6 protein-coding genes are annotated in these 14488 nt (G+C 50.6%); 5 read left to right on the top strand and 1 reads right to left on the bottom strand.

Translation table 11 applies throughout. The features are described from left to right. Positions 1-738: 738 nt before the first annotated feature. On the bottom strand, positions 739-2253 hold the full coding sequence (locus tag N2K84_RS19045) for a hypothetical protein (RefSeq protein WP_282593428.1): 1515 nt from the start codon (positions 2251-2253) through the stop codon (positions 739-741). A gap of 1602 nt (positions 2254-3855) precedes the next feature. On the opposite strand from N2K84_RS19045, the gene N2K84_RS19040 reads away from it, so the two are divergent. The 5 genes from N2K84_RS19040 (at position 3856) to N2K84_RS19020 (ending at position 14194) form a co-directional block, all read left to right on the top strand. Next, positions 3856-7737, top strand: coding sequence for an Ig-like domain-containing protein (locus N2K84_RS19040; RefSeq protein WP_282593427.1), 3882 nt, complete (start codon positions 3856-3858; stop codon positions 7735-7737). Between the two features lie 57 nt (positions 7738-7794). Next, entirely contained in the window at positions 7795-8532 is a 738-nt protein-coding gene (locus tag N2K84_RS19035; RefSeq protein WP_282593426.1) for a hypothetical protein, read from the top strand. A gap of 114 nt (positions 8533-8646) precedes the next feature. Further along, the gene (locus N2K84_RS19030) at positions 8647-11211 is read left to right on the top strand and encodes an Ig-like domain-containing protein (RefSeq protein ID WP_282593425.1); all 2565 of its coding nucleotides are present in this window, start codon (positions 8647-8649) and stop codon (positions 11209-11211) included. A gap of 23 nt (positions 11212-11234) precedes the next feature. Then, positions 11235-12173 (top strand): PorP/SprF family type IX secretion system membrane protein, encoded by a 939-nt coding sequence (locus N2K84_RS19025; protein ID WP_282593424.1) that lies wholly within the window; start codon positions 11235-11237, stop codon positions 12171-12173. Between the two features lie 11 nt (positions 12174-12184). Further along, a complete protein-coding gene (locus tag N2K84_RS19020) occupies positions 12185-14194 on the top strand; it encodes an OmpA family protein (RefSeq protein WP_282593423.1) in 2010 nt (669 codons plus the stop codon). Positions 14195-14488 lie beyond the last annotated feature (294 nt).

Here is a 14488-nt window from a genome sequence, read left to right as displayed (position 1 = left end):
TCCCGAAGGGATAGAACCATTCATCACCCCCAATCGAATTGGGGGATTGCGACCAATAAAAACCTTATTCATTTGACAAACCTTAGTAGAAAAAATACCGTACCGAACCTCCTACCAACCTAATTACCTTCTATAAACTGGGTTTACACGAATACGGTAATAAGGTTTAAAAAGCTGTCAATTTGCACACAACGCTACTAAGGTTGAGGAAACCAAAATAAGGTTTTTGGGAAATCAGATTCTCTTCCCTGGCTTTCTAAGCCCCCCGCAGGCCGCACCACAAAAAATACGACACCAAAGCAACAGATTCCAATGCCTGCTCGTGCTACGTGGAACCCGGATCGGAGCGAGTGCGTTGGCCGTCAAAACGCCCGGCAAAGGGTTCGTTTTGACACGGTTTTTGCTTCCTTTTCATCGAATGGAAAAGGAAGAGCCAGTCCGGCTTTAGGACAGATCAATTTTATAGTAGCGGTAGGAAACGCTTTCTCAAAATCGCAGGTTGAAGGCTCCCGGGACACCGGAATTCAACTCAAAAGGAGTGTATTTGTCAGGTAGTGAGCTTGTTTGAGAATCAGCAGGTAAAAAGTGATGACAACAGGAGATCAGTGTATTTTTCCTGCTACTCCCTTAATTCCATGGATCCATTTTGTCTCCAACGCGCCAAAAAAAAGCCTTCCCTGTCGGATGGCAGAGAAGGCAGAAGTCCATTTTAGGTGGTTGGCTAAAAGCCTCGGTTGTTTACCGTCGTCCCGACCGTTCGGTTGCCGACTTTCTGGTTTGGCTGCTCTTGGTGGCACCCGATGTTTTCCGGCTGCTTGAGCTGCTTGAGCTGCTTGGACTGACAGCTTTTCGGGACTGGCTGGAAGAACTTCTTGAGGGAACCGCTTTGGGCGCTGCCTGCGGTTTGGAAGTCGTCCGGTTCGAAACCGTTCCGGATGAACGTTGCGAGGCTGCTTTTGGCTGCGTGGCCGGCGTGCTTCTCACCGTCCGGTTAGGGGTGGCGGGTGTTGATTGCCGGTAGCGGTCGCTTGACTTTCCAACCGTTGAGCTGGTGCCAGTCCTGGCCGGTGCGGTTGTCGTTTTTTGGTAAACACGTGTTTCCTTGCTGGTGGCGCTGCGGGTGCTTACCCCGGTGCCCGATCGGCGTGACGTGTCCGTTGTCTTCTTAACCGTGTTGCTGGTGCCTGTTCTGGCAGGAGCTGTTGTGGTTGCCCGGCGGGTGGACTTTGTCCCCTGATTCACTGCCGGGCTGGTGGCCGAACGGCTGTTCACGCCGGTTGCTGATCGCCTTTGGGTGCCGGAACCGGTGCTTTCTACGGTCCTGCGTCGGGTCGATTGTGAGTCGATTGTCCGGCTGCTGTTCACGTTTGTTGTATTCCGTCTGGCGTTCTGACTGGAAACCGTCCGCGAGTAAAGGGCTTCCCCTTTTCGTCTCAGGTCGGGGCGGGAATAGGTATTCCGGTAGCTTCCTTCTTTAACCCTGACCGTTACCCGGGGGGAGTAAGACCGTACCCTGCTGTAGTAGAAATCGTTATACCCGCTGCAGCGATGGTGGTTCCAGGTGCGGTAATGCTGGTAGTAATGAGGGTGCCACTTGTAGTGGTATCCGTAATAGTAGTGCCAGTAGTACGGGCGCCAGGGGTTCCAGTAAGTGGGATAATAACCCCAGTACCACGACGAGCGCCAGCTCACGTAGCCGGGAAGAAACATAAACCGCACTACGGGCCAGGCGGCAATTTCGTAAGTGGTGGTCCGTACGACCGTAACATTCGACCGGTTCCCGGCATGGCCAATGTAAGCGGGATTGGGGGTTTCCGATCCGTTGTCGGCATAGTAAGGTTCTATGATGTAATTCCTGCCGTACAGCGCTTCGTCTCCAACAAGCTGTAATTGCACCGAACCATTTCCGAAGCGCTCAACCGTAAACACGGCTACGTCCTGGGTGTCGTTCCGGTCGAGGGCTACCCGCAGTACAATGGTGTGGAGGTTTCCGTCGGCATAATCAAACACCATAATGTAATCCACCAGGTTATCTCCGTTCAGGTCGAGGTTGTTGATCCTGGCGTCTTCAGCGTTCAGGTTTCGTTCAAATTCTTCGAGGGTTTCCGATTCCTGGAATAGTTTCATGACGGCATAGAGGTTGAGGTTATCCCCCGGCAGACCCAGATATTCATCCGGATATTGTTGTCCCCTGGCTATGCTCCAGGCTGCTACCAGCAGCGAGAGGATAAGTGTGATGGCTAACTTTTTCATCTGGTTATTTTTTTCAGTTCAAGTTTTTATGATTTTCGTATCTCACTAAATCCCTCTTTTGGTCTTCAGTGACGGATGGAACTCGCCGGAATAATCATGCTCTTGTTTGAGAGGCACGGCTCTCATGGCTCGTTTCATGACTTTAAATTTCAGAAGGACGGTCTCTTCATATTGGTTATGACAAAACCCATACCAATAATTTTCAGACACCCGAAATCGCCTGACCCGGATTTCGGGAAATCGCTTTTAGGAATTAGAATGCGGCTCTTTCTCATAGAAGATGTAAAACTACCTTTTTAAGGTCTCACCATCCGTCGGGCCACGGCATGCCGTGGCCTTACACGCCGGATAAAATCCGAAACGCCCCAAAACGGGAGCGCTGAGTACGGTCACGACATGTCGTGACCAACCTGCATCTGACGGAAATGCTTTAGGCATTAGGCGTTTTTTTGGCATGTGCGCATTGAACGAGTGAACTATATTTTAAACGCGACTTCCCTGTGCCCGTGCCGTACCATGTCCAGATCTTCTGTATATCTTCTGTATATCTTCTACGTTTCTTCTGTATTGAAATACACAGAATATACATGATATAAACAGGGTAGATTGTTAGTAGATATGGGCCGGGTAGGGGCATGTCCCGGATCTGTTTTCAGGGAGCTACTATGGGTATTTTTTCCCCGGTAAAAGTGGCCAGTCCGTTTTGGGGATCACTTCCCCTGTTCCGGCAGATAGGCCATTTTTCTGCAGGTGGACTTGGTTTTTGGGAGTGAGCACATGCTCATTTCCGCTGTTGGATACATCATTTGCCCGGTTTGCTAAACAGAAAGCCCGGTTTGGTCGGCGCCTATATGGTAATTTGTACATAATCGTAATTTCAGGCGCTAATTGCCCGGGGTGGATAGGCATTATAAAATGCCTTGATTCAGGTAATTACCCGCAAGGGTTTAATAGATCCGGTTCGGTGGAAAAGATGGAATGGCTTGATTTTGTTGTTGTTGTGATAAGCGCTTGATTGATAGTCGCGTTAACAAATCATTAACAAGGCTAAAAGGAAGGTTTAGGAGGGGTTACCATTTCAGCCAGCGACGGATTAAACGGGAGGTGGAAGATTCATAAACAGGACGCGATTTGGTAGTAGGTAAATTATTAGCTCAGCAAATTAAAATTGCATTTTTAATTCTCATGCTGTCCCTGGGGATGGATGTGTCGTCTTTTGCCCAAATTACGATTTAGGAAGAGGATTTTGCGTATTCAAATGGTACAACCCAGGGGAGCGGAACCCCTGCCAAATGGACGATAAACTCTTTGTCAACCCCAGATGTATGGTATGTACAAAGTGGGCGTTTGCATGGTCAGGATTTGGATGGTGTTGGTGAATGGTTGTCTGAAAGTATTGACATCTCAGCTTACTCTTCAATCTCAATATCAATTAGCCTATATGGGAGTGGGAACAATTTGGATGGGGGGGACAATATTAATGCTGAATATCGGATTGATGGGGGTAGCTGGATCAGTTTCTATTCTATTAGCAATGATTTCTCAAGTGCCACTGCTTCTAAATCAGGTTTATCCGGAAGCACCCTGGAGATTCGAATCCAGATGGAAAATGATAAAGACGATGAGTATTATTATGCAGACAACATTGTTGTGCAGGGGATCACGTCTTCTTTTTGCAACGGCTCTGCATTATTTACAGTTCAACCCAACCCGGGAGTAATCAATCCATCAGATGCCCTGGGCTTGCCGGATGGGAATGCCGCAGAACTTTACGACGACAACGATCAGTTAGTATTGGACCTTACCGGGGGAGGACAAATTCGAAGTGCTGGAACAACATTGGACATAACCTGGAGGCGAGATCCCGGAACTGGAGATACTCCCCAGATTCGGGTGGAAACTTCATCGGATTTGTCTTCATGGAATAACATTGGAACGTATAATCCTAACAATACGACCTATTTTGTCGAGACAATAACATTAACATCAGACGCTCGATATATTCGATTTACTGAACAAAACGCTTACAACATAGATATTGACGCGGTGACCTACTCTTGTTGTTCTGCCACCCCCTTCACCGTAACCGTTACCGGTGACGGAAGTTATTGCGCCGGTGGCAGCGGCGTGGCGGTTGGTCTGGACGGTTCAGAAACCGGGGTAACCTACGAGCTGCACCGGGATGGTGTTGCAACCGGGGTTACCGAAGCAGGTACCGGTTCGGCCATCAGTTTTCCCAACCAAACCCTTGCCGGTATCTACACGGTTGTGGGCGAGTTGGATAGCGATGGCTGCACGGTAAACATGACCGGCAGCGCCACCATTACCATTGACGATGTGCCTGGCACAACATCAAACCCCAGTCCTGCCAATGGTGCGACCAGTGTTTGTTATGCAGGCGACGGAGCCATTTCCTCAATTTCGTGGGAGCCTGTGCCCGGTGCAACTTCGTACGAAGTGTATTTTGGCGCCGGTAGCTTGCCGGGGTCAGTTACCTCGAATGAGACCAGTACTACTTACAGCACTGGTTCACTTTCGGCAAATACCACCTATTATTGGAAGGTAGTTCCCAAAAATGATTGCGGCGATGCTATTGGCAGCAGTACCTGGACATTCACAACGGCCGGATCTGCTTGTTTGAATTATTGTAATTCGTCGGGTAATATGTCGTATGAAACAAGTATTACACTGGTGAGCTTTAATACCATAAATAATTCGAGCGATTCCGGTGGCAAAGTTTCCGGTTACAGCAACTATACTGCACAATCTACTGATTTAGTAATAAACTCAACTTACGATCTATCAGTCAATTTAAATACTGATGGAGTATACGTGGTTTATGCAAAGGCCTGGATTGATTGGAACCAGGATGGTAATTTCTCAGGCGCAGAAGAAACCTATGATCTCGGTTCTGCATTCTATACCACAGATGGATCAACAAACAATTCTCCTTTAGAAATTACTGTTCCTTCATCAGCTGTGTTGGGTGCAACCCGGATGAGGATTGCAGCAAAATGGCCGTCTAGTCCTGCTTCTGCCTGCGAAACAAACTTCGATGGAGAAACCGAAGACTACACCGTCAATATTATTGATCCATGCACCGTGCTTCCATCGCTTCCCTCAACAACCGGGGCCTCTATTTGTATCGGTTCAAGTTCAACTTACACATTAAACGCTTCCGGGGCCAGCTCAGGTGACAGATATCTATGGTACGATGTTGAAACCGGAGGTACTCCGCTGAAAACAAGTTCAGACCACAATGATAATACCTTTGCCACACCGGTTTTGACCACTGCCACCGATTATTGGGTTTCAATTCTGAATTCCTCGGGTTGTGAAAGCACCAGAACACAGGTGTCCGTTACTTTTCCTTCTCTTTCACCGGATGATCCGAACTTGGCGGGCACAGATTCATGGATCGGACATGTTTACAAACGCCTGGATGCGGTTGCAGCCCCACCCTCTGATGCTGATGCTTTTACAAACTACTATGGACACACAACAGAAACGGAGTTATTCGACCGGGACTTCGGTACTTCATGTTTTGCTGTTATCACAGATGGTGAAACGAATGAGATGTACCCGGAGTATTTCGCTGTCCGGTACCGGATGACATCTTCGCGGGAAGAAGGCATTTACCTGGTCAACATCGGTAGCGATGACGGTACAAGACTGACGGTTGATGGTGACAAAGTTTACGATCGTTGGGTTCAACGAGGATATACAACTGACTCTAAAATCCTATTTGAATTAACTGGTACAAGTAATCTGATGCTGGAGTTTTTCGAAAGCGCAGGAGGCAACAGGGTATCCTTCCAAAGTCTGGAGAAAGTACCGAATACTATTAGCACCACGGATTTGAACTATTGTGTTAACGAAGCAGCCTCCTCCATTTCCGGTAACGATGCATTCACAGAAAGTCCAGTCAATAGCGACAATAACTTTACGATCACCTATCAGTGGGAGAGCAGCGCCGATGGGGTATCAAACTGGATGCCTGTTTCAGGTGCAACCTCTCGTGATTTCACACCTCCAACCTCAACCGCAGGAACTACCTATTATCACAGAGTATTAACCATTGAAAAAACGAACGAAGGCTCAATTCCTGTTATTGCCCAGGATGAGAATTCGGGAGTGGTAAAAGTGACAGTTTCTGGCGAGCTTACCATTACCTGCCCCCTCGATGGTGGCAGTGTGGATTGCATCAACAACCTTCCGGCAGCAGCAACCACCATTGACGAATTCGAAGACTTAGGTGGAACAGTAACTTACAGTTGCCCCGGCAGCCTCACTCTTTCTCACGAGGATGTGGTCAGCACCTCCTCTGGTTGCCAGGTAACCCGCACCTACACCATCTCCAACGGCGCCGGAATAGAGGAAACCTGTACACAAAACTTTACCATTACCGACAGCGAGAAACCTACTTTCCAAGCGGGAGAGCTTGCGGATGTAATATTGGGACCAGAGCCGGAAGCCAGTTGCACCGGCAACACGGCCACCATCCCGCAACCTGATGCCGACGATAATTGCGGCTTTGCCCTGGAATATGCCTCTTACAGCTACCGTTTGGGCGACAAACCATCAAACCCGCTGATTGAAGGCGAAGGCGATATCAATGAAACATTCCCCGAAGGAACAACTACCATTACCTGGATCGTGACCGATGAGTGCGGAAACGAAAGTGATCCAGGAGAACAACGGGTGATCGTTGAATTCCCTCTCACCCCCATCACCTACGACGGTGGTTCCACCACTCCGTCCGAAGGTTCGGGGGCCAAGCCCATGCTCACTTCCACCCACACCTACCAGGTGGATGGCGGAACGGCCGAAAGCGGCTACACCTATCTCTGGGAAATCTATTCCGACTTTAACCACGATGGCGTGATCGAGGGATCAGATATCCCTCTGGGAGCCGGTTTTACCATGTCGCCCAACAACTCGGGCGCCGAGGTGGACATTACGTTTACAGGTTTGACACCAAACGAATTTTATATTCTTTCCCTCATAAAAACCAAAACTTCAACCTCATGCACCAAACAAGAACTACTTCCCGTGATCATCCGGGAAAACACCTTTGATGTGGCACTGGATGATCTGGCCGATCAATGCCAGACGGTGGGAACCGGAACAACAACCTATTTCTGGAACATTACCTTCCCGGCTGTGGCTACCGAACCATTTGAGTTTGATTATGCCATCACGATGGATGGCGCACCGATTCAATCGGGAACGATCAACAATATTCGTTCGACTGAAAACTGGACGTTGACGCCAGCTTCCGGGGCTGCCCCCCTGGTGCAAACCGAGAAATCAGAACCCTACAAGGTGGTGTTGTACTTCACGTTCAACAATATTCCCGGCAGCGAGATTGCAATCGGGCTTTCAATACAGGCAACGGACACTTACCAGGTTTCCGACCCCAACGTGACGAACAATTCCGACAGCTTAAAAGCTTTCGAAATCCCTTCTATATCATTCGATTAACAACAAATAAACAGGACAAATAATAAATGAATTTTTAACCTTTAAATTTTAATAAAAATGAAAACGAGAATTTTATCTTTTTTGATCGTGGCCTTGGGCCTTATGGTTTCGACCAGTGCGTTTGCACAGAATGAGACTAGTGTTCAACGTATGGCAACCCATACCTATACTGTTACTCCGAGTAATGGTAATGGATCATTTACCTACAAGTGGTCTATTGAGGCAGGTGGTACAACTACGGATATTTCTACTGATACCGATGCTAGTATTACTGTTCAATGGGATGGCGTACCTGAAACGTATACAATTACAGTACAAGCGACTGATGCAAATTTGTGTTTGAGTGAAGAGATTACACTTGATGTTACTATCGAGTCACCAGAAGTGGAATTTACAGCATCAAACCTGACAGGAAGTACCTGTTCTCATTTGGGGGTTGAGGGATCAGGAAATACAGGTGCTGCTTCTGATAATGATATCTTGGAGTATACACTTGCGTTTACAGGTGGTAATCCGGATTTCTCTTTGGTTTATGACATCTATGATATTACAAGCGGTGGAGCAGGTGGAGCAGGTGGTACTGTTGTAAAAGCCAATCAACCAGCTACTTTTGATGCTTTGACAGGTACTCTTGCTGTAACAATCGATTCAGATTTCGAAAATAATACAGCCACAAGCAAAACTTATGAGATCAGAATTGTAAGTGCCCAAGATGCTGATGGTACAACAGTAACAGTTGGTACAGATAAGTATGCTACAATTACAATTTATTCTAAACCAGTTATTGCTTTTTAAATTCTAAAATTCTTTTGAAAGGCCGGCTCTGGTCGGCCTTTCTTTTCTTTTTTTGAAAATCGTGAACGTGGAATTTGCCTGCTTGCCAATAGCATAAGTTGAACCATCGAGTACATGCGTTATTTTAACCTTCTTTTTCTAAGTGCACTGTTCTTCCTGTTGGGGGAGAATATTGCTTTTAGTCAAAGCACCCAAATGGTGCCCCAGGGTACTTCGCATGATTTTTCGGTAGTTGGCCCGGCCAGTTGGACGTATCAGTGGCGGCTGGTTTCGCCCTCGGGCAACGAAACGGTGCTGGCTGCCACGGGCAACCCTTCCGGCGATGTAATTTTTGATGAGCTGGGAACCTACACCCTGCGCGTGCAGGCTACTGACGACAACGGCTGCCTCAGCGAGTGGATTTCGGCCAGCATCGAGGTGGAAACCAACGAGCCGCTGCAGGCTGTGGCCGACGCGGCAACCACCAACATGGACGAGCCGGTTACCATTGCTGTGCTGGCCAACGACCGTGGCCTCACGGCTCGCACCGTTCAGGAAACGCCAGCCCAAACCACGCAGGGCGGCAGCCTCACCCAACAGTCCGACGGCAGCATCATCTACACGCCGCCAACCGGCTTTTACGGCAACGACAGCTTTACCTACCAGTTGCACGAAGATGACAACAAGTCAACCGGCTCGCAAGCGCAGGTGTCCATCACGGTCATCAACACCGTGCTGGCCCAGGCAGCCCCGCTGGCCGTGGCCGATGTAAACGCGGGCTGGCCCAACCAGACCGTGCAGGGCAACGTGCTCACCAACGACCTGTTCTACAATCCCGCGCAGGTGCAGCTTGGCGTGGTCACCATTCCCGAAGAAGCGTCGGGCAAATTGACTTCCTTCAACCAAACAACGGGCGAATACACCTTTGTGCCCGCCAAAGACTATTCGGGAGAGGCTGTCTTCAAATACAACATTTGTCAAGCCGACCAAAACGGGGTGGAACGTTGCACCGAGGCCGAAGTGGTCATCCAGATCCTTCAGCCTGCCTACACCAATCAGCCGCCCGTGGCCAACGACGATGTGGCCGTCACCCGGGCCGGACAGCCGGTGAGCGGAAACTTCCTGCACAATGATCTTGACCCGGAACAGGAGGCGATCCGCGTGGCTACGGTAAACGATGACGCGGTGGCGGGCACGTTTGTGTGGGACGTACAGGGCAGTTTTACTTTTACCCCCGCGCCGGGCTTTACCGGGCAGCAGCATGTGAATTACCGGGTGTGCGACGACAACGGCCAGTGCGACTGGGGAACGCTGAACCTGTACGTGCTGGAACCGGCCCTGTTCAGCACGGGATTGTATGCCAACGACGATGTTTTTTACGGCGAAGGCCTGGTTGCCGGCAACCTTGCGGCCAACGAGATCAACCAAGCCGGGGGCAACCTGGTTTACCAAAGCACACCGGTTTCAGGACCGGCTCACGGCGTGGTCACCATCCAGCCCGACGGGCGGTTTGAGTACCTGCCCCACGCGGGGGCGTCGGGTCAACTGGCCGACCGCTTTGTGTATCGGGTGTGTTCGGCTTCCGACCCGGGCCAATGCTCGCAGGCCACAGCTTATCTCGTGTCCGACATTCCGGAGCTGTTCATTGTGGTGAAAAACCAGGTGGGTACCGGCTCGTGTGTGCCGGTTACCCTGGATGCCAGCGCCAGCACGGGCACGGGCGAAATGAGCTTTTTGTGGGAGCCTGCCGATTACCTGAGCGACGCCACCAGCGCCGCGCCGCAATTTATGCCCGGCGCATCAACCCAGTACCGGCTTACCGTTACCGACCAACTGGGGCATTCGGCCAGCCGGACGGTGCAGGTGAATGTGGATGCCGCCCCGGAAATTGTCACCAACAACCAGCTGTTTGTATCGTCGCCCGGCAGTTCCATTCTGCTGGATGCTTCGGAAAGTACCGGCACAGATCTTCAGTTTAGCTGGTGGTCGGAGCAGGGCGGCGTGATTGTGGCTGGCGCCAATACGTCCACGCCCGAAGTGATGGGCATTGGCAAGTATTACCTGCGCATCACCGACACCTATGGCTGTACCGACCTGGATTCGGTGATGGTGGGTCTGTACGTACAGGTGGAAGCGGTGAACGATACGGCTGAAGTGATCATGAACGCATCGGTGGCCATCAACGTGCTGGAGAACGACCGTCCGAAGGGTGAGCTCAACCCGGCCAGCATCACCATTGTTAGTCCGCCGGAAAGCGGGCGGGTAGATTTGGATGCCGATGCCGTCATCACCTACACACCAAATGAATACTATCTGGGACAAGACCAGTTTGTATATGCCATTTGTAACTACTTGCAGGAGTGCGACGAAGCCACCGTGCTGGTGATGGTGAACGAGGAAGCCCTGTTTATCCCCAACGCCTTCTCGCCCAACGGCGACGGGTACAACGATTATTTCGAAATCAAGGGCATCTACAACTATTCGAATGCCCACCTGAAAGTGTTCAACCGCTGGGGGAACCTGGTGTATGAAATGGATAAGTACGGGGTAGGGGCCGGACGAAGCGGCTTCTGGGACGGCATCGTGAACAAAGGGATCCGGACAGGGACCGGAGAAATTCCAACAGGAACGTATTTCTACATCCTCGACCTGGGTGGGAACGGCAAAAAATTGACCGGCTATGTGTATATCGACCGGTAATGAACATTAAAAACGATTGTAGCTTGACAGATAAAAATTACATACGAAGACTGATTTTCACCCTGCTGTGGTTTTGCGCCGTGCTTGCTGTTCATGCTCAGCAGGACCCCATGTACACACAATACATGGACAACATCCTCACGGTCAATCCGGCCTATGCCGGCACCGGTCGGGTGATGAACGTGAGAGCGCTCACCCGTAATCAGTGGGTTTCGCTGGATGGGGCGCCCACGACACATGTGGTGTCGATGCACACACCGGTTGGCCGCGAAATGATGGGCCTCGGCTTTTCATTTCTAACCGATAAAATCGGTCCCATCTCCCAGACGGGGGCTTACTTCGACTATTCGTACCGGGTGGCCTTTGGGTTTCGCCAGTATTTATCCTTTGGGTTGAAGGGCGGCGTCAACTTTTACGAGGCCCGCCTGAGCGACCTGAGCCTGGTTGATCCCAACGATCCGATCTTTCAGTCGGATGTCAATCAACGTTTCTTACCGAACGTGGGTCTGGGCCTCTTTTTTCATTCCGACCGTTTTTACCTGGGTTTGTCGGTGCCTAAAATGTTGCGCAACACCATAACCCGCTCCAGTTATACGGTAGAGCAGCTGCAGAAGGAAGAGCTGCATTATTTCCTGATGACAGGCTATGTGTTCGATGTGAACCAGGTGGTGAAGTTTAAACCCTACTTTCAGTTAAAATATTTGAACAATGTCCCGCTCTCGGTCGATATATCCACCCACTTTTTATTGTACGACAAGCTGTGGCTGGGCGCTATGTACCGGGTGGGCGACGCGGTAGGCGGCATGATGCAGCTCCAGGTGACCGATCAGTTTAAGGTGGGTTATTCATATGATATTACCTCGTCGGACCTGAACTCGTTTAACCGCGGGACCCACGAAATCCTGGTGAGTTACGATTTTGTTTCCAGTCGGCGCAGGGCCCATTCGCCCCGTTATTTTTAAGCAGGTGTATTATGAAGGAAAACGTACTGAAAATCGTCCTTGTGCTGTTGCTGGCCAGTCTGGCGCCATCCGCTGCCCGGGCACAGAAAATTACAGCAAAGGTGGCCGACTGGCATTTCCGGAAAATGAATTTTACGGAAGCCATCAAGCTGTATCAGTATGCTTTTCAAAAAGACACCAACAACGCTTATGTGGCGCGGCAGCTGGCCGAAGCCTACCGGCAAACGGACCGGCCTGACGAAACGGCCCGTTGGCTCCGTCGGCTGATCAATCGCGGCGATGCGCAGCCCGGCGATGTGTTCCGTTACGCCCAGGCTTTGAAAAATATGGCCAGCTACGAGGAAGCCGCCTACTGGGAAGAACGCTTTGCCGCGTTGGCGCCCGAGGATGTACGGATCCGTTCGGTGGCCTCTTTGCAGGACTATCAAAAGTGGCTGCAACGCGACACGGCACGCTACCAGGTGAAGCCCGTGAACCTGAATACCCTGGGAACCGAATTTGGACCAACGATATTCGGCAATCAGCTCATTTATTCTTCTTCGGGGCGCACACGGACAACCTTCGCACAGAAATACCTGGGGGAGCCGCCTTCGTACCTGAACCTGTATGCCGGGGAAATCTCGGACGAGGGCAAGCTGATGAAGGTGAAGCCATTTGCCCCAAACATGCAATCGCGACACCACGACGGGCCGGTCTCCGTTCATCCTAATGGGGAAGAGTTATTCCTGACACGTAACCAGTCGAGGCGGTTTCGCCTGTTGGGTGGCAACGGCGGTTTTCTCAACCTGGAAATTGAAGCGGGTAAAAAGATTGACGGTGAATGGGAATCGACGGGGGGATTTCCGTATAACAGCAAAAGCTATTCAACCGGCCACCCGGCCATTGATCCGTCGGGCACGGTGCTGTACTTTACCTCCGATATGCCCGGAGGCTACGGGGGAGCCGACTTGTATGCCTGCCGGCGAGTCGATGGACAATGGGGCGAGCCAATGAACCTGGGGCCGTATGTAAATACCTGGGGGAATGAAACGTTTCCGTTTATCGGGGCCGATGGCGTACTGTATTTTTCGTCCGACGGGCATCCGGGCTTGGGGGGCATGGATATTTTCCGTGCCCATCCGGTAAACGGGATATATACGGTGATCGAAAACCTGGGCTATCCGGTCAATACCCACAAGGATGATCTTAGCCTGGCGCTGAACGGGGAAGGCACAGTCGGTTATTTCGCGTCAAATCGTCCCGGGGGAAGGGGGGAGGATGATTTGTACAGCCTAAAAATCAATAAGGTTTCGGCTGAAATAGACTTGCTGGCGCGAGATGAAAGTACCGGCGAAGTGCTGCCTGATACGCGGATTTTGCTGGTTCATCAGCAAACTGATACCACCGAAGTGGGGATAACGCCGCCTTCGGGACTGATCAGTTTTCAGGTTAGCGCCGGCGAAGACCTGGATATTCTGGCCAGTCATGATTCGTACCACGAGGCTGGGTTGACGATAGGAGCCGAAACGATCCGCGAAAGTGAGCGGGTTTTTGCAGAAATCGCCCTTCAATATAACCGGGAGAAAAACGATGGTTATCCGCCGCCGATCTTCCTGGAGGTTGAAAATGGACAGCCGTTGCATGTGATGGAGCTGGACTATATTTATTTTGACCTGGCTAACTGGAATATTCGTGAAGATGCGGCTGAAACGTTGACACGTGTGGCGAACATCCTGGCCAATTATCCCGATCTGGAGATCCGGCTGGAGTCACATGCCGATGCGCGGGGCGATGCCCGATTAAATTTGGCGCTGTCGGAGAAGCGCGGTAAAGCCGCCTTCCTGTACCTGGTGGCCAAGGAAATCTATGGCGACCGCATGAAGTACACGGCTTACGGCGAAAGTCGTCTGTTGAATATTTGTGAGGATGGGGTGGACTGCGATGAAGATGAACATGCGGTGAACCGGCGTACCGTGATCAAGATTGTCCGGGAAGGCGCCTTTGATGAGGAACGTCTGAAACGAAGCCCGTTTTATTTTTAGGGAGAGGAATTGGCAGAACGAGGGAGGACATTTGTTATTGCCACCAATTAGTGCATGGTCAATATATCTGATTTTCGGTAACTCTTATTTTATTACGCTCCAAGGGGGGAATTCGCCTTTAAGGCTTAATGCTATTCCTTCTGGTAGAAGATGTTAAACTGCCCCTTCAAGGCTGTTGCCATCTGTCCGAGGCTGTCCAAAAAGTAGATTCTGGTTTTTGTGAGCTTACAAATTGTTAGCCATTCCTCATTTTACCCCTCCAAACCTCCCCTAAAGGTGAGGCTTAAAGTCCCC

The organism is Gaoshiqia sediminis (genome assembly GCF_025907915.1).
Lineage (GTDB): Bacteria > Bacteroidota > Bacteroidia > Bacteroidales > Prolixibacteraceae > Gaoshiqia > Gaoshiqia sediminis.
Note: the sequence above shows the minus strand (reverse complement) of the source record. Positions and strands in the feature narration are given on the sequence as shown.

Bases quoted from the DNA above. Each gene is read 5' to 3' on its own strand.
- N2K84_RS19035 (WP_282593426.1), top strand. From the start codon at position 7,795: ATGAAAACGAGAATTTTATCTTTTTTGATCGTGGCCTTGGGCCTTATG.
- N2K84_RS19045 (WP_282593428.1), bottom strand. From the start codon at position 2,253: ATGAAAAAGTTAGCCATCACACTTATCCTCTCGCTGCTGGTAGCAGCC.
- N2K84_RS19020 (WP_282593423.1), top strand. From the start codon at position 12,185: ATGAAGGAAAACGTACTGAAAATCGTCCTTGTGCTGTTGCTGGCCAGT.
- N2K84_RS19040 (WP_282593427.1), top strand. From the start codon at position 3,856: ATGGAAAATGATAAAGACGATGAGTATTATTATGCAGACAACATTGTT.
- N2K84_RS19030 (WP_282593425.1), top strand. From the start codon at position 8,647: ATGCGTTATTTTAACCTTCTTTTTCTAAGTGCACTGTTCTTCCTGTTG.